This window comes from Grimontia sp. AD028, from assembly GCF_000973155.1.
Lineage (GTDB): Bacteria > Pseudomonadota > Gammaproteobacteria > Enterobacterales > Vibrionaceae > Enterovibrio > Enterovibrio indicus.
This window is the reverse complement of record NZ_LASY01000010.1, coordinates 1-20,961: the sequence shown is the minus strand read 5'-3', so window position 1 is coordinate 20,961 and position 20,961 is coordinate 1. Positions and strand designations below refer to the sequence as shown.

The 20,961-nt window shown below is 50.0% G+C and carries 20 protein-coding genes; 16 read left to right on the top strand and 4 right to left on the bottom strand.

The genetic code is table 11. The features are described 5' to 3' along the window. Nucleotides 1–27: 27 nt before the first annotated feature. From hflK to RN22_RS02695, 5 genes are all read left to right on the top strand, one after another. Nucleotides 28–1,188 (top strand): FtsH protease activity modulator HflK, encoded by a 1,161-nt coding sequence (hflK, locus tag RN22_RS02715; protein WP_046302985.1) that lies wholly within the window; start codon nt 28–30, stop codon nt 1,186–1,188. 2 nt (nt 1,189–1,190) lie between these two features. Next, a complete protein-coding gene (hflC, locus tag RN22_RS02710) occupies nt 1,191–2,078 on the top strand; it encodes a protease modulator HflC (RefSeq protein WP_046302984.1) in 888 nt (295 codons plus the stop codon). 77 nt (nt 2,079–2,155) lie between these two features. Further along, nucleotides 2,156–2,350 (top strand): DUF2065 domain-containing protein, encoded by a 195-nt coding sequence (locus RN22_RS02705; protein WP_046302983.1) that lies wholly within the window; start codon nt 2,156–2,158, stop codon nt 2,348–2,350. Between the two features lie 122 nt (nt 2,351–2,472). Next, entirely contained in the window at nt 2,473–3,789 is a 1,317-nt protein-coding gene (locus RN22_RS02700; RefSeq protein WP_002539405.1) for an adenylosuccinate synthase, read from the top strand. Nucleotides 3,790–4,007: 218 nt separating this feature from the next. Next, nucleotides 4,008–4,628 carry a tetratricopeptide repeat protein gene (locus tag RN22_RS02695; protein WP_002539406.1) on the top strand — a complete coding sequence of 207 codons (621 nt, stop codon included), beginning with the start codon at nt 4,008–4,010 and terminating at the stop codon, nt 4,626–4,628. Nucleotides 4,629–4,689: 61 nt separating this feature from the next. Here the strand turns inward: RN22_RS02695 and hmpA are convergent, their stop codons facing one another. Next, the gene (gene hmpA / locus RN22_RS02690) at nt 4,690–5,877 is read right to left on the bottom strand and encodes an NO-inducible flavohemoprotein (RefSeq protein WP_046302982.1); all 1,188 of its coding nucleotides are present in this window, start codon (nt 5,875–5,877) and stop codon (nt 4,690–4,692) included. Nucleotides 5,878–6,128: 251 nt separating this feature from the next. Here hmpA and nsrR point away from each other — a divergent pair, with 251 nt between their 5' ends. The 7 genes from nsrR (at nt 6,129) to rplI (ending at nt 11,559) form a co-directional block, all read left to right on the top strand. Continuing rightward, a complete protein-coding gene (nsrR, locus tag RN22_RS02685; protein ID WP_039850120.1) occupies nt 6,129–6,563 on the top strand; it encodes a nitric oxide-sensing transcriptional repressor NsrR in 435 nt (144 codons plus the stop codon). Nucleotides 6,564–6,677: 114 nt separating this feature from the next. After that, the gene (gene rnr / locus RN22_RS02680) at nt 6,678–9,194 is read left to right on the top strand and encodes a ribonuclease R (RefSeq protein WP_046302981.1); all 2,517 of its coding nucleotides are present in this window, start codon (nt 6,678–6,680) and stop codon (nt 9,192–9,194) included. A gap of 3 nt (nt 9,195–9,197) precedes the next feature. After that, nucleotides 9,198–9,935 (top strand): 23S rRNA (guanosine(2251)-2'-O)-methyltransferase RlmB, encoded by a 738-nt coding sequence (rlmB, locus tag RN22_RS02675; RefSeq protein WP_002539410.1) that lies wholly within the window; start codon nt 9,198–9,200, stop codon nt 9,933–9,935. Nucleotides 9,936–10,132: 197 nt separating this feature from the next. Beyond that, nucleotides 10,133–10,519, top strand: a complete 387-nt coding sequence (gene rpsF, locus RN22_RS02670) for a 30S ribosomal protein S6 (RefSeq protein ID WP_002539412.1) — start codon at nt 10,133–10,135, stop codon at nt 10,517–10,519. A gap of 9 nt (nt 10,520–10,528) precedes the next feature. Next, the gene (gene priB, locus RN22_RS24615; RefSeq protein ID WP_082111342.1) at nt 10,529–10,831 is read left to right on the top strand and encodes a primosomal replication protein N; all 303 of its coding nucleotides are present in this window, start codon (nt 10,529–10,531) and stop codon (nt 10,829–10,831) included. A 17-nt stretch (nt 10,832–10,848) separates the two neighbouring features. Beyond that, a complete protein-coding gene (gene rpsR, locus RN22_RS02665; RefSeq protein ID WP_002539422.1) occupies nt 10,849–11,076 on the top strand; it encodes a 30S ribosomal protein S18 in 228 nt (75 codons plus the stop codon). A 33-nt stretch (nt 11,077–11,109) separates the two neighbouring features. Further along, nucleotides 11,110–11,559: a 50S ribosomal protein L9 gene (gene rplI / locus RN22_RS02660; RefSeq protein ID WP_002539424.1), complete on the top strand. Its 450-nt coding sequence runs from the start codon at nt 11,110–11,112 to the stop codon at nt 11,557–11,559. A 204-nt stretch (nt 11,560–11,763) separates the two neighbouring features. On the opposite strand, the gene RN22_RS02655 is transcribed toward rplI, so the two are convergent. After that, on the bottom strand, nt 11,764–12,507 hold the full coding sequence (locus tag RN22_RS02655; protein WP_046302980.1) for a YdiY family protein: 744 nt from the start codon (nt 12,505–12,507) through the stop codon (nt 11,764–11,766). A gap of 176 nt (nt 12,508–12,683) precedes the next feature. On the opposite strand from RN22_RS02655, the gene RN22_RS02650 reads away from it, so the two are divergent. From RN22_RS02650 to RN22_RS02640, 3 genes are read left to right on the top strand one after another with little or no spacing between them, the layout of a single operon-like run. Beyond that, nucleotides 12,684–14,093, top strand: a complete 1,410-nt coding sequence (locus RN22_RS02650; RefSeq protein WP_046302979.1) for a replicative DNA helicase — start codon at nt 12,684–12,686, stop codon at nt 14,091–14,093. A 34-nt stretch (nt 14,094–14,127) separates the two neighbouring features. Beyond that, the gene (gene alr, locus RN22_RS02645) at nt 14,128–15,204 is read left to right on the top strand and encodes an alanine racemase (RefSeq protein ID WP_046302978.1); all 1,077 of its coding nucleotides are present in this window, start codon (nt 14,128–14,130) and stop codon (nt 15,202–15,204) included. A gap of 34 nt (nt 15,205–15,238) precedes the next feature. Then, on the top strand, nt 15,239–16,507 hold the full coding sequence (locus tag RN22_RS02640) for a BamA/TamA family outer membrane protein (RefSeq protein ID WP_046302977.1): 1,269 nt from the start codon (nt 15,239–15,241) through the stop codon (nt 16,505–16,507). Between the two features lie 55 nt (nt 16,508–16,562). On the opposite strand, the gene RN22_RS02635 is transcribed toward RN22_RS02640, so the two are convergent. Both RN22_RS02635 and RN22_RS02630 read right to left on the bottom strand, forming a co-directional pair. After that, nucleotides 16,563–18,242: a GGDEF domain-containing protein gene (locus tag RN22_RS02635; RefSeq protein ID WP_231590833.1), complete on the bottom strand. Its 1,680-nt coding sequence runs from the start codon at nt 18,240–18,242 to the stop codon at nt 16,563–16,565. Between the two features lie 198 nt (nt 18,243–18,440). Next, nucleotides 18,441–18,866 carry a secondary thiamine-phosphate synthase enzyme YjbQ gene (locus tag RN22_RS02630; protein ID WP_002539432.1) on the bottom strand — a complete coding sequence of 142 codons (426 nt, stop codon included), beginning with the start codon at nt 18,864–18,866 and terminating at the stop codon, nt 18,441–18,443. 356 nt (nt 18,867–19,222) lie between these two features. Between RN22_RS02630 and pgi the strand changes: the two genes are divergently transcribed. After that, nucleotides 19,223–20,875, top strand: coding sequence for a glucose-6-phosphate isomerase (gene pgi / locus RN22_RS02625; protein WP_046302975.1), 1,653 nt, complete (start codon nt 19,223–19,225; stop codon nt 20,873–20,875). Nucleotides 20,876–20,961 lie beyond the last annotated feature (86 nt).

The window sequence follows — 20,961 nt, the reverse complement described above, 5'->3', positions numbered from 1 at the left end:
GTCATATCATACTGATGGAGTGTTCTAATGGCGTGGAATGAGCCAGGAAATAATGGCGGTCAGGACAAAGACCCGTGGGGAAACCGCGGTGGTCGTGACCAAGGGCCGCCTGACCTCGATGAGGTGTTTGGCAAGCTAAGTCGCAAACTGAGTGGCTTATTTGGCGGCAAGGGCCCGTCTTTTGGCGGCAGCGGTGCTGCTGGTTTGGGCGTTATTGCCGTTGTGGGTGCAGTCATCTGGGGTGTCTCAGGATTTTACACTATCGGTGAAGCGGAGCGTGGTGTTGTGCTGCGTTTCGGTGAATACGACCGTATTGTTCAGCCAGGCTTGAACTGGAAGCCAACGTTTATTGACGAAGTTGAAGCGGTCAATGTGCAAGCTATCCGGTCGCTACGGGGTTCCGGTTTGATGCTCACAAAAGACGAGAATGTCGTGCGTGTTGATATGGATGTGCAATATCGAGTTGCAGATCCCGAAAAATACCTCTTTTCTGTCACCAATGCAGACGATAGCTTGCGTCAGGCAACAGATTCTGCACTACGCGCAGTCATCGGTGATGCTGGGTTGGACGAAATCCTGACTACAGGTCGTCAGGAAATTCGTGAACGTACTCAGGTTGAGATCAACCGCATCACCGATCGCTACGATATGGGTCTGCTGGTTGTGGATGTCAACTTCCAGACCGCGCGACCACCAGAGCAGGTTAAAGACGCGTTTGATGATGTAATCAAAGCACGTGAGGACGAAGAGCGTTATGTGAAAGAGGCGGAAGCCTATCGCAACGATATCTTGCCTAAGGCAACGGGTCGTGCTGAACGTTTGAAGAAAGAGGCATTGGGTTACAAAGAGAAAACGGTTAACGAAGCATTGGGTGAAGTGGCTCAGTTCGAGAAACTGTTGCCAGAGTACCAAGCTGCTCCGGAAGTGACCCGAAACCGTTTGTATCTGGAAACCATGGAACATGTTTTCGGCAACACCAGTAAGGTGTTGATTGATTCACAATCTGGCGGAAGTAACAACTTGTTGTATCTACCACTAGACAAACTAATGAACCAAGCTCCTCAACAACGCTCAAGCGCGGCTGAAAGCAACGCTTCAGATTATGGCATTGAGTTGGAAAGCTCAACGCAGTCTTCTGTCGCTCCAAATAACAGCCGCTCGTCGACTTCGCGTCAGGGGAGATATTAATTATGCGTAAGTTATTAGTCCCTCTCATTATTGTATCGCTCGTTTTCGGCTTGATGTCAGTTTTCGTCGTCGACGAAGGAGACCGCGGTATCGTGATTCGATTCGGTCGTGTACTGAAAGCTGACGATGATATGGCGAAAATTTACCCGCCAGGACTTCATTTCAAGTGGCCTGTTTTCGACAGCGTTAAAGTGCTAGATGCACGTATCCAGACCATGGATGATCAGTCAGATCGATTTGTAACGTCTGAGAAAAAAGACGTGATCATTGATTCCTACGTGAAGTGGAAAATTAAAGATTTCGGTCAGTACTACCTTTCAACGGGTGGCGGTAACCGTCTGACTGCTGAAGCCCTTCTGCAACGTAAAGTTTCTGACGGCTTGCGTGCGGAAATCGGTTCGAAAACCATCAAGGAGATCGTATCCGAGAAGCGAGAGCAGGTGATGGCTGACGTTCTTGCTGATCTTCAGGAGAGTTCGAGCGACATCGGCATTGAAGTGATTGATCTTCGTATTAAGAAAATCAACCTGCCTGATGAAATCAGTGACTCGATTTATGAGCGCATGAGAGCCGAACGTGAAGCCGTAGCCCGTCGTCACCGTTCGCAAGGCAGAGAAAGAGCAGAGGTGATTCGAGCTCAAGCTGAGTTAGAAGTCGCTACTGTTTTGGCTGAAGCTGAGAAGACAGCGCGAGTGACTCGCGGTGAAGCGGATGCTGAAGTGGCAAAAGTGTTTGCGGATGCATTTAACAAAGAGCCGGAATTCTACAATTTCATGCGCTCGCTGCAAGCTTACAGAAACAGCTTCAACAACAAGGGCGACATCATGGTAGTCGACCCGAACAGTGAGTTCTTCCAGTACATGAAAGAGCCAACGTTGAAGGCAAACTAATCGTTGCCAGACAGCAAAACAGAAAGACAAGGCGTCATGCCTTGTCTTTTTTTTATCCAAACGAACGAGAGCAAAAAATGGGCAATGAGTTGTGGCTTGCAATGGGTTTAGTGCTGGTAGTTGAAGGGCTGGGGCCGATGTTGGTACCAAAAAAATGGCGGCAAATGGTCAGCGAAATGAGCCTGTTACCTGATGCTACCCTACGTCGTATTGGCGGGTGTTTAGTCATCGCAGGTGCGGTAATCGCATATATGATGTGGCCGTCCAAGTAAATCGAAAGAGCAAAAAACTGTGACAGCCCGATGACCATAAGCAGGACGGCGCTCAAAAAATGACTGCATCCTTCAAACGATGGTGCTAGAATCCCGTTTTAATCATCAACTGACTGGAAAAGATGAGTAATAACGTAGTCGTTCTCGGCACCCAATGGGGTGACGAAGGTAAGGGTAAAATCGTTGATCTGTTGACTGAAGACGCTCAGTACGTTGTTCGCTACCAAGGCGGCCACAACGCAGGTCACACTCTTGTCATTGACGGTGAAAAAACCGTTCTTCACTTGATTCCTTCTGGCATTCTTCGCAACAACGTAAAATGCATCATCGGTAACGGTGTTGTTTTGTCCCCAGACGCCCTGATGAAAGAAATGAGCGGTCTGGAAGAACGTGGCATTCCAGTACGTGAGCGTCTTTTCCTGTCAGAAGCTTGTCCGCTAATTCTTCCTTATCACATCGCCCTTGATATGGCGCGTGAAAAAGCACGTGGCGCGAAAGCAATCGGTACAACCGGTCGCGGTATCGGTCCAGCGTACGAAGATAAAGTTGCCCGCCGCGGTCTGCGCGTTGGCGACCTGTTCGATAAAGAAGCGTTTGCCGAGAAGCTTAAAGAAGTGATGGAACTGCACAACTTCCAGTTGGAGCATTTCTACAAAGCTGAACCAGTAAGCTACGAAGAAACCCTGGCGAAAGTGATGGAGCAAGCTGACATCCTGACCAGCATGGTTATCGACGTGACCCAAGAACTGGATGACGCACGTAAGCGTGGCGACAAGATCATGTTCGAAGGCGCGCAAGGCACGCTACTGGACATCGACCACGGTACTTACCCATACGTAACGTCTTCAAACACTACCGCTGGTGGTGTTGCTGCAGGTTCTGGCTTTGGTCCTCGTCACCTGGGCTACATCCTGGGTATCGCGAAAGCTTACTGCACCCGCGTTGGTTCTGGTCCTTTCCCGACTGAACTGTATGACGGTCAAGAGAAACAAGATCCAATTGGTAAGCACCTGGGTACTGTTGGCCACGAGTTTGGCGCGACTACCGGTCGTCTGCGCCGTACTGGTTGGTTTGATGCGGTTGCAATGCGCCGTGCAATCCAGATCAACTCGATCACTGGCTTCTGTCTGACCAAGATGGACGTTCTGGACGGTCTGGAAGAAATCAAAATCTGTACGGGTTACCAGAAAGCTGACGGCACTATCCTGAATGTTTCACCGATGGCAGCTGATGAGTACGAGAACATCACACCAATCTACGAAACCGTTCCAGGTTGGAGTGAGAAGACTTTCGGTGCTAAGTCTATCGAAGAGTTGCCACAAGCAGCACTGGATTACATCGCACGTATCGAAGAACTGACCGGCGTGCCTGTAGACATCATCTCTACTGGTCCAGACCGTAACGAGACCATCATCAAGGTTCATCCTTTCGCGTCTTAATCGGTTTCCGGTGAAAAAAACCAGCCTTCAAGGCTGGTTTTTTTTTGCCCAACCGGCCCTATACTGTTGATATTGGTAATCGGAAATTTTTCGCCGGAAAAAAGGTAAAGTTCGGCAACCCCTTGCCGATATAAGTTAGGCAAGACACACCGTATCCAAGGCCAAAGAGGCGGATGATCCCTCTTTTTGGCAGAACAACACCTGTATAGTGGGAAGGCATGAAACTGCGTACCTTATTTATATCCATGATGTTAGCCAGCCCTTTCGCGAAAGCGGAAGTGGGTCCGGCTCTTCCTGTGTATGAAGAGTCGCAACTGATCCGCCTGTTTGAGTCGAATACGCACCTCAAAAAGGTGAAAGAAGACGATTGTCAGCTCCTTCAAGATATCGAAGCCCGCGCCATTCGTGTTGAATCCCCAGCTTACCAGTTCCTTTATGGTGATATGTTGGCATGGGGTGTGTGTGTCGACAGAGATGTCGAAACTGGCGTTTATTACATGCAGGTCGCGGCGCAGCAGGGTTTACCTGCAGCGTTAGAGCAACTTGGTCGCTATTACTCCAAAGGCACTTTGGTGCAGCAGGACAAAGAAAGGGCGATCCCATATTTGCGTGAAGCCGCATCTCTAGGGAACACCCGGGCGAGGCTTCAATTAGCCGAGCTTCTGGTGGCTGATTACGGCAGCCCATTGGATTACGAAGATGCCTATCGCTGGCTGTATCACACCATTACCGCTGACACATCCACGCACAATCGCATTGCATTACTACGAAGAGCGTTGGAAGATAAAATGCCGCGAAATGTCATTGCCCGCGCGAAACGACGCGATACCTATTGGTGATGGCCAGAACGAATTAAAAAATGCCCGCAGAGTGCGGGCATTTTTGCTTTTAGGTGAACGCTTAAATCACTTTATGTGGGCCAAAGCACTCATAGAAAATTCGGTCTTTGCTGATGCCCGCATCCACAAGCTGTGTGGCAACAGCTTGCATGAAACCGACAGGGCCGCAAAGATAAAAGTCTCGGCTCGAACCTTGGGTTAATCCTTCAACTTTGCTGATGTCTATCAGGCCTTGATGGTCAAATTGTTCGCCCGGAAAATCTGCGTTTGAAGGCTCACGGAACCACACGTCGCGCGTGGCAGTATGATGCTGGCTCAGCAAGGTATCAATATGAGCACCAAAAGCGTGGTGATCGCCATTTTCAGCTGCATGTAGCCAGTGGATTTCGGCATCATGCTTGCTGCTGAGAGATTCCAGCATCGACAGCATAGGCGTCAGCCCAACACCGCCCGAAATTAGCGCAACCGGGGTGTCATTGTCTGAGTGGAAGAAAAAGTCGCCAGTTGGTGGCGCGAGCTCAACGGTGTCGCCCACGTTGAGGTGATCATGTAGATAATTCGAAACCGTTCCCTGAGCTTCTCGTTTCACTGAGATACGGTAAAGCTCTCCATTTGGCGCTGCGGACAGGCTATATTGGCGGATTTCCTGATTGGCAAACTGTTCAGGAGACAGGTAAATACCGATGTATTGTCCCGGCACGTAGTCCGCCACGGGCTGACCATCGACAGGGGCGAAAATGAAACTGGTGATCACTTCACTCTCAGGTGTTTTGCTGACCAGCTTGAAAGTACGTGTTCCACGCCAGCCGCCGTTAGAGCCTGCATTCTGTTGGTAGATTTCCTCTTCGCGATTAATGAAAACCTGCGCGAGCACACCATAGGCTTCTGCCCATGCATCCAACACTTCCTGACCTGGCGAGAAAAGCTCGTCAATTGTAGCCAACAGGTTTTCACCGACGATGGCATACATTTCTGGTGTGATATTAAAGCTCGCGTGCTTTTGCGCGATCTTTTCCACCACTGGAAGCAGGGCTGGCAAGTTATCAATGTTGGCGGCGTAGCCGTAGACCGCATTGAAAAGTGCCTCGCGTTGAGCTCCAGTAAACTGGTTACTCATGTTGAAAATATCTTTGAGCTCTGGATGTCGGCTGAACATGCGGTCGTAAAAATGCGCAGTCAGTTTTGGACCAGTTTCAGCAAGCAAAGGGGCAGTAGACTTCACTATTTCAATGGTTTTCTCGTTGAGCATGAGGGTTACCTTCTTATGTTTTGTGTTTTTAAAGCTTCATTTTAAATGCATGCTTAAAGTTGTATATGAAATGAATGTTTAAATCAACCAAAACTCCATAAAACGATCAGTGAAAACCACGAAGACGTGTATACCCAAACAACCTGAATCCTGCTTTTTCAGGTTGTTTGGGTATAAACAGAAAGAAAATCAGAGAGTACGCGCCTTTTGTCTGTGATAAGAGTACAATGTGTGCAAGGAGATTTGAAAACGTGCAATTAACCAGCTTTACAGACTATGGCCTTAGGGCGCTTATGTATCTGGCTATGCTGCCTCCCGGAGAGTTGACCAGTATTACCGTGGTCACCGAGAAGTATGGGGTTTCCCGCAATCACATGGTGAAGATCATTCACCGTATGAGTCAGGTCGGCTACGTTGAAGCCGTGCGGGGAAAGAACGGGGGGATTCGACTCGGCAAGCCAGCTGACACGATTGTTATCGGGGAAGTGATCCGTTCACTTGAACCGTTGCAACTCGTCAACTGTGCGCCGCAAAATTGCCACATCACGCCAGCCTGTCGCCTGAAAACTGCCGTAGCGGCAGCGTTGGAGGCATTCCTTGCTGAGATGGATAAATACACACTTCAAGACATGGTGTCAGGTAACAATGACCTGCATCACCTTCTTATCCCAGTTCGCCCGATCTGATTCTCACCCTGTGAGACGTCATGCCAATTTTTACTGGCAATGACTACGGGCACCCAATTTCGAAATATTTAAGCGATATACTTGATATGCCAATGTCGCTAACGGGAATCTTATATGTCTCAAGACAAACACCTACACAGCAACGACCCTTTTTTGGGGCGTGAAGCAGAAAAATATGACAACCCTGTGCCAAGCCGAGAGCATCTGCTTGAAGTGATTAAAGGCTTTACCACACCGGTAAACCGCGACCAGTTATTTGAAGTACTGGGTTTGCGCAGCGACGAAGAATACGAAGGCCTGCGCCGACGCCTGCGCGCGATGGAGCGCGATGGCCAACTGATTTTTACCCGCCGTCAATGTTATGCGTTGCCTGAGCGTCTGGACTTGGTAAAAGGTACCGTGATTGGTCACCGTGATGGCTTTGGTTTCCTGCGTCCTGAAGGGAAAGGCAACCGCGAAGACTGGCTGCTGCCACATCACCAGATGAAACAGGTGATGCACGGCGATTTCATCCTTGCTCAACCTGCTGGCACCGATAAACGTGGTCGTAAAGAGGCGCGCGTTGTCCGTGTGCTGGAAGAGCGAAAAGGCCAGATTGTAGGCCGCTACTTTGTCGAAAATGGTCAGGGCTTTGTGGTACCTGACGATTCTCGTCTGGGTCAGGATATTGTTATTCCGCAAGACGAGCGCAAAGGCGCGCGCATGGGTAACGTTGTGGTAGTGGAAATCTTCCAACGTCCAACCCGTCAGCACAATCCGGTTGGCCGCGTGGTCGAAGTTCTCGGTGAGAACATGGCGCCGGGCATGGAAATCGAGATTGCCGTCCGTACCCACAACATTCCGCATGAGTGGCCGCAAGACGTCGATAAACAAATCAAGAGCTTCACCGAGCAAGTACCGGAAGAAGCGAAAAAAGGCCGTGTTGACCTGCGCGATTTACCGCTGGTGACCATTGACGGTGAAGATGCCCGCGACTTTGATGATGCCGTCTTCTGTGAGAAGAAAAAATCAGGTGGTTGGCGCCTTTGGGTCGCGATTGCGGATGTGAGCTACTACGTGCGACCAGACTCGGCACTGGACAAAGAAGCGGTAAACCGCGGCAACTCGGTGTACTTCCCGTCGCAGGTTATTCCTATGCTACCGGAAGTGCTGTCGAACGGCCTTTGTTCACTGAACCCACAGGTCGACCGCTTGTGCATGGTGTGTGAAATGACCATTTCAGAAGCCGGCAAGCTTTCCGGTTTCAAACACTACGAAGCGGTAATGAATTCCCACGCACGCCTGACTTACACCAAAGTCGCCGCGATGCTGGACGGCGATGAAGAGCTTCGCGAGCGTTACGCGCCGCTGGTTCCGCATCTGGAAGAGTTGAACCGCATGTACAAAGCGCTGAAAGCGTCACGTGAACAGCGCGGTGCGATTGAGTTCGAAACCGTTGAGACCAAATTCATTTTCAATGCCATGCGTAAGATTGAGCGCATTGTGCCGGTTGAACGTAACGACGCCCACAAGATCATCGAAGAATGTATGATTCTGGCGAACATCGCGTCGGCGCGTTTTGTTGAGAAGGCCAAAGAGCCTGCGCTCTACCGCGTGCACGAAGCGCCGGGCGAAGAGCGACTCACCGGCTTTAAAGACTTCTTGAGCGAAATGGGTCTGGCGCTTGAAGGTGGCTTAGAGCCATCTCCAACCGATTACGCCAAACTGGCGCATTTGATTGCTGGCCGTCCAGATCAGGAACTCATCCAAACCATGTTGCTGCGCTCCATGAAGCAGGCGGTATATCAGGCCGACAACTCTGGTCACTTTGGTCTGGCACTCAAGCAGTACGCGCACTTTACCTCACCAATCCGCCGTTATCCGGATTTGCTGCTGCACCGTGCGATCAAGTATCTGATTGCCAAAGAAGAAGGACGTAACAAAGACCGTTGGACGCCAACCGGTGGTTACCACTATTCCTTCGACGATATGGACGTGATGGGTGAACAGTGCTCGATGACAGAACGCCGCGCCGATGACGCGACCCGTGATGTTTCAGACTGGTTGAAGTGTGAATACATGCAGGATCACGTTGGCGAAGTCATGGAAGGCACCATTGCCAATGTCACAGGGTTTGGCTTCTTTGTGCGTTTGAATGAGCTGCACATTGATGGCTTGGTGCATATCTCGAACCTTGACAACGACTATTACAACTACGACATGGTGGGTCAAAAACTGGTGGGCGAGAGCTCTGGTCGTATTTTCCGACTTGGCGATCAGGTCACGGTCAAAGTATTATCCGTCAACCTTGATGAAAGGATGATCGATTTCGAGCTGGACGGAACAACCCGTAAAGCCCGCGGAGCAGGTAAAACTGCCCGCAATAAAGCCAAGAAAGGCCGCGCTGAGTCAGGGAAAAATCCTGAAGCACGCCAAGAGCGTATGTCTGTTCGCCAGCAATTAAAACGCGGTGCGATTCCAAAAGGTGAGGGGGATAAAGCCCCGGCCGGAAAGCGCGGCGAAAAAGCAGCTGCTGGTAAACGAGGCGGCAAAGGCGAAAACCCGGCGAAGAAGAAAACCAAGGCTGAGAAGGTGCGCAAGAAAAAAGCGCAGAAAGGCAAACCAGCCAAAGCAGGCAAGAATAAGAAGTAATCCATGAGCAATGAAATGATTTACGGCATCCACGCCGTTAAAGCCGTACTGGAATCTGATCCGTCCCGCTTCATCGAAGTCTTCGTGCTGAAAGGCCGTCAGGACGATCGTGTATTGCCTGTACTGAATGAGTTGACCCGCCTAGGTATCACTTTGCAGGAAATGGGTCGCAAGGCGCTGGATGACAAAGCCAAAGGTGCGTCGCACCAAGGCTTGATTGCCCGCGTAAAACCGGGTCGCCAGTACAACGAAAACGATCTCGATATCATTCTGGATGGTAAAGAGAACCCGCTACTGTTGGTGCTGGACGGTGTCACTGACCCACACAATCTGGGTGCGTGTCTGCGTAACGCGGATGCTGCCGGTGTGTGCGCGGTTATCGTACCGAAAGACAAATCTGCTCAACTGAACGCGACGGCGCGTAAAGTGGCTGTTGGCGCTGCCGAAGTAGTGCCTTTGGTTCGTGTGACTAACCTAGCCCGTACTATGCGTGCATTGCAGGAAAAAGGCGTGTGGTTTGTCGGCACGGCCGGTGAAGCGACCCACGATGTCTACGATGCGAAACTGACTGGTCCGCTGGCGATTGTAATGGGCGCAGAAGGCGACGGTATGCGCCGTCTGACCCGCGAGACCTGTGACGATCTTATCAGCATTCCAATGGCGGGTAGCGTATCGAGCCTGAACGTGTCTGTAGCAACTGGCATCTGCCTATTTGAAGCGGTTCGTCAGCGCCGCGGATAACCGCAAGAAAACAGACCGTTTTCAAACAAATCAACGCCCGGTGATTTATTTCTCCGGGCGTTGTGCTTTTTGTTGCTATTAGCGGCGCAATTCTGTACTATCCTGCCTCCAAATTCCCGGTCTTTTACTTTCGTTCCTTGCTTCCGCTGGACGACCGGGCCAAGCGTGGAAGCTGAATAATCCGTAAGGAGCAACCAATGCGTCATTACGAAATCGTATTCATGGTGCACCCTGATCAAAGCGAGCAAGTTGCTGGCATGATCGAGCGTTACACTGGTTCTATCAAAGAGTCAGGTGGTCAGATCCACCGTCTGGAAGACTGGGGCCGTCGTCAACTGGCTTACCCAATCAACAAGCTGCACAAAGCACACTACGTTCTGATGAACGTTGAAGCTGAGCAAGCTGTGATTGATGAGCTGGAAACTGCGTTCCGCTTCAACGACGCTGTGATCCGTAACATGATCATGCGTACCAAAGGCGCTATCACTGAGCCATCTGTAATGATGAAGGCTAAAGAAGAGCGCGCACCACGTCGCGAAGAGCGTGCAGAAGCACAATCTGAAGACGAAGCAGCAGCTGAGTAATTTGATTTGATGACCAATCGGATTGAGCTAGCAGGTGCTATCACCCAAGGCCCGATTCGAAAACAGAGTCCTGCCGGCGTGCCCCATTGTCACTTTGTGATTGAGCATCGTTCGGAGCAACGGGAAGCTGGATTGCCAAGGCAAGTCTACTGTCGTTTACCGGTCGTAGTGAGCGGGCAAGGGTCGCAAAACAAAACACAGCACTTAGCTTTAGGCAGTAACATCAAGGTAGGCGGTTTTCTCGCTTATCAGACCGGCCGAAATGGCGTAGGCAAATTGGTGTTGCATGCTGATGAAATTATAGACATTTAAGATCAGGAGATAGCCCCATGGCACGTTTCTTCCGTCGTCGTAAATTCTGCCGTTTCACTGCAGAAGGCGTACAAGAGATCGATTACAAAGACGTAGCGACTCTGAAAAACTACATCACCGAAGCTGGTAAAATCGTACCTAGCCGTATCACTGGTACCCGTGCTAAGTACCAGCGTCAGCTGGCACGCGCTATCAAGCGTTCACGTTACCTGGCTCTGCTGCCATACACTGACAAGCATCAGTAATCGGCACTGTCCAAGTTAATAGAGGAATAGATAATGCAAGTTATTCTGCTTGATAAAATCGCTAACCTGGGTGGTCTGGGTGATCAGGTAACTGTTAAGTCTGGTTACGCACGTAACTTCCTTATCCCACAAGGTAAGGCAGTAATGGCTACTAAATCTAACGTTGAGCATTTCGAAGCTCGTCGTGCAGATCTGGAAGCTAAAGTTGCTGAAGCTCTGGCTGCTGCTCAAGCACGCGCTGAGCAAGTTGAAGCACTGGAAGCAGTAGAAGTTGCTTCTAAAGCTGGTGACGAAGGTAAACTGTTCGGTTCTATCGGTACTCGTGACATCGCTGACGCTGTAACTGCAGCTGGCGTTGCTGTAGCGAAGAGCGAAGTTCGCCTGCCAGAAGGTGCACTGCGTAACACTGGTGAGTACGAAATCAGCCTGCAACTGCACTCTGAAGTATTCGCTACTGTTAAGCTGAACGTTGTTGCTGAGTAATTCAGACACATCGTCGCTTTGAAAAAACCGGCCTTTGGGCCGGTTTTTTTGTACGTGGGATTTGGGAAAGCGATCCTAGGAAAAGCATAAACGGACCTGGTTCCTGGGAGAAGAAGGTCCTAGGAAGGGACAAAGGGCTTACCTCTATGCCTATACCATCTAAAATCATGCAGTACCCAGTACCCAGTACCCAGTACCCAGCACCTAAAACTTGTAAAGCATATTCACAGTAAAAATCGAATCGAGGTTTTTTAATCCCGGTGGCACTTCACTGATGTATTTCTGGGTGGTGGAAAGCTTGATCGCCAGATCGTCGATGAGGCTGGTGGAAACCGACGCTCGCGCTTCAAAACTGGTGTTACTTGGGCCACTGATGGCAGTGATACGGCCTTCAAAAAGGGCGGTCTTAGTCATCTGCCAGGACAGTTCTGCCTGACCACGCAAAATCGCCTCTTCCACGTCATAAGGCAAGATGAGGTCATCGTCATCCAGTTCATCCAGGTTTGGAGATTGGTAACGGTAACCGGGGCCAATTTCCAACAACAGTGATAAATCTTCCTGCCAAATCGCTTGATAACCCAATCCAGCTGCAATGGTGAGGTCTTTAAAATACGGGCCGTATTTATCATCAACAAAGCTCACGTTTCCCCACACATAGCGCTTAGGGTCAAACTTATAGTTGGCCTGACTCTCGAACTCACTTTTGCGTTTATCTTCTTCACCGTCTTTTTCAACCAACAGGAATTTGGCTTCAGAGGTGTGTCGGTAGGGGCCGTCTGTGAAGTTCACGCCAAGGCGACTGTTGATCGTCATCGAGTCCGAGTTACCGGAAAGGGCCTGAAACCCCAGTTCGATTTCAGATTGCCATGGCTCAGATGTGCTTGCTTTTGCACAAAGAGGGAGTGCCACCAGACAAAACAGAGACGGTTTCAGTAGCGACGACGCCATTTAGGTTACCATTACAACATCAGGAGCCACATTCTATATGAATCCTCCTGCATTTCGTCAGCAACACGTTAAATTGGCAGGCAAAAAAGTCGTGGTCGCTCCAAAGCGCCTACCGATAGTTATTCGCCAGAGGTTCTGGGTATAATGTTGGTCGAATCGACAAGGTAATAAGTGATATGGCAGAGCAACGCAGCAAGCAATTTAATTCCAACAAACCTAAAGACCGTCAGGTTGATGCCCTGAAGGTGCCGCCGCATTCTCTGGAAGCTGAGCAGTCTGTGCTGGGGGGGCTGATGCTCGATAACGAGCGTTGGGACAGTGTGGCAGAAAAAGTGGTTGCTGCTGACTTCTACAGCCGTCCTCATCGCCTGATTTTTGAAAGCACGAAGCAGTTGCTTGATGCAGGTATGCCGCTGGATCTTATTACCCTTTCTGAAAATCTCGAAAAGCATAGCCAACTGGAAGATGTCGGCGGTTTTGCTTATCTCGCTGAGCTGGCAAAAAACACCCCAAGTGCGGCGAACATTGTTGCCTATGCGGATATCGTCCGCGAACGTGCCATGGTGCGTAACCTTATCAGCGTTGCGAATGAAATTGCTGATGCAGGTTATGACCCAGAAGGGCGCACGTCAGAAGACCTGCTCGACATGGCAGAGAGCAAGGTTTTCGCCATTGCAGAATCGCGTACCACGGAAAACGAAGGCCCACAGAACATCGACAATGTTCTGTCGAAAACCCTTGAGCGTATCGAAATCCTGTTCAAATCGCCGCAAGACGGCGTGACCGGTGTTTCGACTGGCTTTACCGATTTGAACAAGAAAACCGCAGGCTTGCAGGGGTCGGATCTCATCATCGTGGCGGCACGTCCTTCAATGGGTAAAACCACGTTTGCGATGAACCTCTGTGAAAATGCCGCCATGGATCAGGAAAAGCCAGTACTGATTTTCTCGCTCGAGATGCCTGCTGAACAGCTGATGATGCGTATGCTCGCGTCGCTTTCCCGTGTTGACCAGACCAAAATCCGTACCGGTCAGTTGGATGATGAAGACTGGGCGCGTATTTCATCGACCATGGGTATTCTGATGCAGAAGAAGAATATGTATATCGATGACAGCTCAGGCCTGACGCCAACAGAAGTGCGCTCCCGAGCCCGCCGTGTGGCGCGAGAACACGGTGGTCTGTCGATGATTATGGTCGACTACCTTCAGTTGATGCGTGTTCCTGGCCTTCAGGATAACCGTACCCTTGAGATTGCCGAGATCAGCCGCTCGCTCAAGGCGTTGGCAAAAGAACTAAATGTGCCTGTTGTGGCTCTGTCGCAGCTTAACCGCTCGCTGGAACAACGTGCAGACAAACGCCCTGTAAACTCCGACTTGCGTGAATCGGGCGCGATCGAGCAGGATGCGGACCTTATCATGTTCATTTACCGTGATGAGGTGTACAACCCAGAAAGTCCGCTGAAAGGTATTGCAGAAATCATCCTCGGTAAGCAGCGTAACGGTCCAATCGGTAGCGTGCGTTTGACCTTCCAAGGTCAGTTCTCCCGCTTTGATAACTACGCAGGTCCTGCGTTTGATGAAGAATAAAACAGAGTTTGTTGAGTATTAACCGCGAGGTGTTATGAAAGCGGCAACAGCAATCATCCATACCGCTGCCCTGAACCACAATATCGACATTATCCGCGCCATGGCGCCGAACAGTCGAACTTGGGCGGCGATTAAAGCCAATGGATACGGACATGGCCTTCTGCCCGTGGCAAAGGCACTTTCTTCTCAGGCCGATGGCTTCGGCGTTGCACGCCTTGAAGAGGCAGTGAGCCTTCGCGCTGGCGGGATTGTGAAACCTATCCTGCTGCTTGAAGGTTTTTATTCTTCTGCGGATTTGCCAACGCTCGAAGCACAGAATCTGCAAACGGCGGTTCATTGTATTGAGCAACTGGAAGCGTTGGAAAAAGCCAACCTAGAACACCCACTCCATGTTTGGCTGAAAATCGATACCGGCATGCATCGCTTGGGCGTGCGCCCGGAATATGTTGCCGAATTTATTGAGCGGCTGAAGGCTTGTCCGAACGTCGCTAAACCGCTCAACTTTATGAGCCATTTCGGCTGTGCGGATGAACCGGAAAAACCTGTCACGGAGCAGCAAATTGCGCTGTTTGAAGAATTGACTGCTGGTCAACCGGGTTACAAATCGTTGGCAGCATCTTCCGGCAGTTTAATTTGGCCAACCAGCCATTTTGATTATGTTCGCCCTGGAATCAGTCTTTACGGCATTTCTCCGATGGTAGAGCGCTGTGGTAAGGATTTCGGTCTCAAGCCAGCCATGACCATGACTTCAAGCCTTATCGCTGTGCGTGAGGCCAAGAAAGGCGAGACGGTGGGCTATGGCGGACGCTGGATGACAGATCGTGATACTAAAATCGGTGTGGTGGCGATTGGCTATGGCGACGGATACCCGCGCGCAGCGCCAGATGGCACTCCGGTAATGATCAATGGTCGACGCGTGTCTTTGGCTGGGCGTGTTTCAATGGACATGATCACCATTGATTTGGGGCCAGATGCGACCGACCGCGTGGGCGATGAAGTGATCCTGTGGGGCGAGGAACTCCCTGTAGAAGAAATTGCCCGTCATGTAGGCACCATTGGCTATGAGCTTGTCACCAATCTCACATCCCGTGTTGACCTGATTTATACCTAGGGTCAATAGACCCAAACGTAAGTTGTAGAACGTTTTGAATCTGAAATTTTCTAAAGCCGTAACCCGCGTTACGGCTTTCTTATCTTTGCCATTTTTGCTTTTTCCAAATGGCGCTCTGGCATCAAGTCATCCAGAGTCGGAATTGCTGGATATTGAAGTGGTTCCCTTTGTCTTCTCCACTGAAACCTTGGGTTTCTCCGCGGGTATGGCTGGGCTTTGGAAAGGTGCGGGACAACCGCAAGCCTCGTTGTTTGCGGCGGGGCTTGGTACATCAAAAAGCACGTGGATGGGCTTTGTTGCCGCCAATAATTACATGCTTTCAGCAGACAGTCGCTGGCTGCTGAGTGGGCAGTTTTATGAAGGTGACTTCAAACAGTTTGACTACTATCTGGGTGATGCCGCGTCCAACAACTCTGTCTATGACGATCGTCTGACTGCAGACAGTCGTGATGCCCAGCATCATCTTTCCTTCCGTTATATCTTGCCTTTGGGCGAAGCAGTAAGCAGTCCCGTTCGTGCTGCGCTTTCCCCTGAGCGAGACGTTGAAGGAAATGCGCCGTGGAACAGCGGCATATCTTCGATTGATTTCCGCCCCTTCTACAATGCCCGAACGTTGGAAGGTGAGGGCGTCAATACGCCGAGCGATTTTTCGGATGCAACCGAAGTGTGGGGACTTGAAACCCACTTGAAATGGGATAACCGCGACAGCAGTAACAACCCAACTAAAGGCAGTTTCAGCGAGGTTATCGTCACCGTCGATCCGGGCGCTGATAACAGGGCGAGTTGGTGGAAGTGGGAACTAAATCAAAGCTGGTACTGGGACCTCGGCGGTTGGGATGATCTCGCCAATGAGCAAGTTTTGGCATTCAACCTCTATACCTCAGATACGCCAAGCTGGAACGACAAATCAGAGATAAATGGTGAGTCGGTCTATCGCAGACCCCCGGAATTCGCCGCAGCTCGCTTAGGTGGTTTGTATCGTTTGAGAAGCTTTCAGTCCGGCCGTTATGCTGACCGTTCGGCGTTGAGTTACAGTGCGGAATACCGGGTGATCCCGGAATGGCAACCTCTGGGCCAGTTACCCGTTTTCAATTGGTATGACGTGCCATGGTGGCAGTGGGTGCTATTTACTGATGTTGGTCGTGTGGCTGATGAGTACGATTTGAGTGAGCTTCACAGTGATATGAAATGGAGCGCTGGCGCAGCAGTGCGTTTTCAGGTGGAAGGCATTGTAGTGCGCTCAGAGCTTGCAATGGGCTCGGAGGAAAGCATTTTCCGCGTCATGATTAACCAGCCATTCTAATGACGATAAAACGCCCCAGAGCTAGCTGCTCTGGGGCGATATTTGTCAGGCGCTATCAACGGCTACAGCAGTTTTTACTTTTCTGCTTTGCTCGATACATGGCTTCATCTGCATGCCGGATTAAGGAAGTGGTATCTTCAGCATCGTCAGGGCACACTGCAATTCCAAGACTCAGCGTCACCGGGATGGTTGCACTGACCAGTTTTAGTCCGGTTTCAATAGATACGACCAACTTTTCGGCGATCTCCATGGCTTCGTCTGCTTCGCGAAGATTGGTGAACAGCAGTACAAATTCATCACCACCAATTCGGGCAACAAAATCACCATCACGTAATGATTCCTGAAAAATACGAGCGGCGGCTTTAAGCACTTCATCGCCAATATGGTGACCCAAGGTGTCATTGACGGTTTTGAAGTTATCAAGATCAGCGAACATAACCGCAAACGGGAAATGTTCTTTGCTGTAGCTTTTTGTCATGTCTTGCAGGCGATCTGTAATGAGCTGCCGTGTTGGAAGCCCTGTTAGCATGTCGTGGTGCGCCATGTAAGTTAGCTCTTTTTGTAGTTTATCTTTTTCAATGGCGTTACTTTTAAATACCTCCAGTGCTTTGGCCATGTGGCCGACTTCATCTTTCCGCTCTGATACAGAAATGTTGATGTCCAATTCATTGTTGGCAATACGGTTCATCATTGATGACATGGCAGCGATAGGCTTTGCAATGTCTGAAGCAAGAAAATATCCGACGATAAAAATAACGACGGTTCCTGCCAGCACTGAAAAGGCTAACGCACTGACAAAAACGCGAAGAGGGCTCAATATTTCGTCGCGCTCTATTTCAGCGATGATTGCCCAATGCAGCGACATAAAGTCAAAAGGAGCAAAGGCACTAAGTACTTCCACGTCTCTGTAATCTTGCTCAAACTGAACGCCAGAAACACCACTGAGTGCTTTCACAGCAGACTCGGTATGAACAGAGGCTTCCAGAATACTTTCTCCATCAAGAAATCGGGAATTACTTCGCATCAGCTCATCTGGACCAATCAGAATGGTTTCACCGGTCTCCCCCATACCTGCGCTGATTTGCATGACACTGTTGATATATTTAATTGGCATTTCGAAGATGAGGACGCCTATGTATTCCTCACCATTTTTGTGTATTGGTGTAGCGAAAAAGGCTTCAGGTTGATTGAAGCTGGGCTCATATCTTTCGAAATCAGTGAGGTAGGCATTACCCACTGAAGGGTTCTTATTGACCATGGTAAATGCCCGGGCCAAGTGAGTGTCTTTCCATTTGCCATTGAGAAGATTAGTGGCAAAGTCATCTTCTTTTTTGACGGTATAAAGGATATTGCCCGTTTTATCGACGAGGAAAATATCAAAGTATCCATGCTCAGCGGCTAGATTACGGAAGAAAGGGTGATATTTTTTATGGGCTTGGCTATATGCAGAACCATCTTCGGCATTCAGCAAAGCTTCTTTTTGGCCGACATCGAATGGGTTATCAGTAATATAAAGCGATTGAAGAGTTGATTGCTGATGACTACCTAAATCTGCCCATGCCTCAGAGATTTCAATCACTGCATCTCTCGTCTGAGGTGAGCGGGCGTGAATAAAGAGATCGCGTTTTACCGTATCAAAGTACTGGAGTAGCGATTCCTTTCTTGAATCAAGCAATGCAACAAGTTTTGACTCCGCAGAGAGGATGAGCTGTTCTGATGCGAACTTGTAACTCATTATTCCTGTTGTAATTGAAGATAAAAGCGCGAAAGAAATAATTACCAGTGGCAGCTTTCTTGTGATTTTGACGTTTTCTAACATTTGACCTCCCCAAGCCCTTTGAAAAGTATAGGAAGTGAGTCGTCAAACGAGAGGTTGTTTATGCGGTGTTATTCATGTTTTTACAAGCTAGCAGTACAGTTAGCGTGAACGGACTCAGTTTTGCCCGCCTTGTATTGTCACAATCATTCTTCGTGTACCACCGTGGTCTCGATGCTCGCCTAGATAAATACCCTGCCAGGTTCCTAATGCCAATCTTCCGTTGCTGATGGGGATCATTACACTTGCGCCCAAGAGTGATGCCTTGATGTGCGCGGGCATATCGTCGTCGCCCTCGTAGGTGTGCTGATAGTAAGGTGCGCGCTCTGGCACGAACTGGTTAAAGTGCGCTTCCATGTCGCTTCTCACCGTTGGGTCAGCGTTTTCATTGAGTGTCAGACTGGCCGAAGTGTGTTGAATAAACAGGTTCACCAAGCCGACATCCAGGCTGCGAATTTCCGGTATTTGCTTTACCACTTCGTCGGTGATCAGGTGGAAGCCTCTTGCGCGGGGACGTAGGCTAATTGTTTTTTGTGTCCACATTTAAAACAACCTGCTTTAAAAATTTTGGGTAGAGTGCGTGACGCTGCGAGTTCAAGTTGGTTAATCGGTCGTCACTGACCTAGCGCAACATTGCAGCAATTTTTTCGTGGCAAACTGTCACGCCCTTGGTGCCTGTAATCTAGCGGCGATATTTGAATGCGGCTAAAAGTATACAGGACTTGGAGTTGATGTCGGTGACATCTTGTACTCAGGTACCCTGAAACCTACACCTTCAGGAAGTTTGGGTATACCATTATGCGATTCTGGAGGCTGCCCCGAAACAAGGCGGCCTACCTCTGTAACGTGGGAAGGCAGTGCCCGCGATAACAGACTCTGTCTACAAAGGAACAATGATTATGTTGAAGTCCATCAATCCGACGCAAACCGCAGCGTGGAAAGCGCTGACGGCTCACTTTGAAGATGCGCAGGATTTGACCCTCACCTCGCTTTTCGCCAACGATCCGAACCGTTTCGATAAGTTCTCTGTGCAATTCGGCAATGACATCCTGCTGGACTATTCAAAGAACCTGATCAGCGAGCAAACGCTGGACAAACTGTTCGCATTGGCTGATGAAACGGAAGTAAAAGGCGCTATCGAAGCGATGTTCCGTGGTGACAAGATCAACCACACTGAAGGCCGCTCAGTGCTGCACGTTGCCCTGCGTAACTGCAGCAACACGCCAGTGATGGTCGATGGCGAAGACGTGATGCCTGCAGTTAATGCTGTGCTGGAGAAAATGAAAGGTTTCTCCGAGCGTCTTATCAGTGGTGAGTGGAAAGGTTACACCGGCAAAGAAATCACTGACATCGTGAACATCGGTATCGGCGGCTCTGATCTGGGTCCTTACATGGTGAGCGAAGCGCTGGCTGCTTACAAAACGCGTTTGAACCTGCACTTCGTTTCTAACGTTGACGGCACACACGTTGCGGAAACCCTGAAAGCTCTGAATCCAGAAACGACCCTGTTCCTGATTGCATCAAAAACTTTCACGACGCAAGAAACCATGACCAATGCTCTGTCTGCGCGTGATTGGTTCCTGGCATCGGCAGAAGATCAGGCGCACGTAGCGAAACACTTCGCTGCGTTGTCTACCAACGCACAAGCCGTTGCTGAGTTTGGCATCGATACCGACAACATGTTCGAGTTCTGGGACTGGGTGGGTGGCCGTTACTCACTCTGGTCTGCGATTGGTCTGTCAATCTGTCTGGCCATTGGCTACGACAACTTTATTGAGTTGCTGGCTGGCGCGCATGACATGGATAAACACTTCCAAAGCTCGCCGTTCACTGAAAACCTGCCTGTGCTGCTGGCACTGATTGGTCTGTGGTACAACAACTTCCACGGCGCGGAATCAGAAGCGATTCTGCCTTATGATCAGTACCTGCACCGCTTTGCGGCGTACTTCCAGCAAGGCAACATGGAATCAAACGGTAAGTATGTGGACCGTGACGGCAAGCCTGTTGATTACCAGACCGGCCCAATCATTTGGGGTGAGCCAGGTACCAATGGTCAGCACGCGTTCTACCAGCTGATCCACCAAGGCACCAAGCTGATCCCATGTGATTTCATTGCACCTGCAATCAGCCACAATCCGCTGAGCGATCACCATCCTAAACTGATGGCGAACTTCTTCGCGCAAACGGAAGCACTGGCATTCGGCAAAACCCGCGAGCAGGTAGAAGCAGAATTCGCAGCAGCGGGTAAATCGGCTGAGGAAGTGGCGGATTTGGTACCGTTCAAAGTATTTGAAGGAAACCGCCCAACCAACTCAATTCTGGTGAAGCAAATCACCCCTCGCAGCTTGGGTGCGCTCATCGCAATGTATGAGCACAAAATCTTCGTACAGGGCGTGATTTGGAACATCTACAGCTTCGACCAGTGGGGCGTAGAGCTGGGTAAACAGCTGGCGAACCAAATCCTGCCAGAACTGGCGGATCAGGATGAAGTGACCAGCCATGACAGCTCAACCAATGGTCTGATCAACGCGTTCAAACAGTGGCGCGCATAATACCAATCGTAGTAAATATCTGCTCATCCTAGCTTGTTAAAATGCTCGATAACTGCGTTGAAAAATTTAATTGTAGAATAACTACT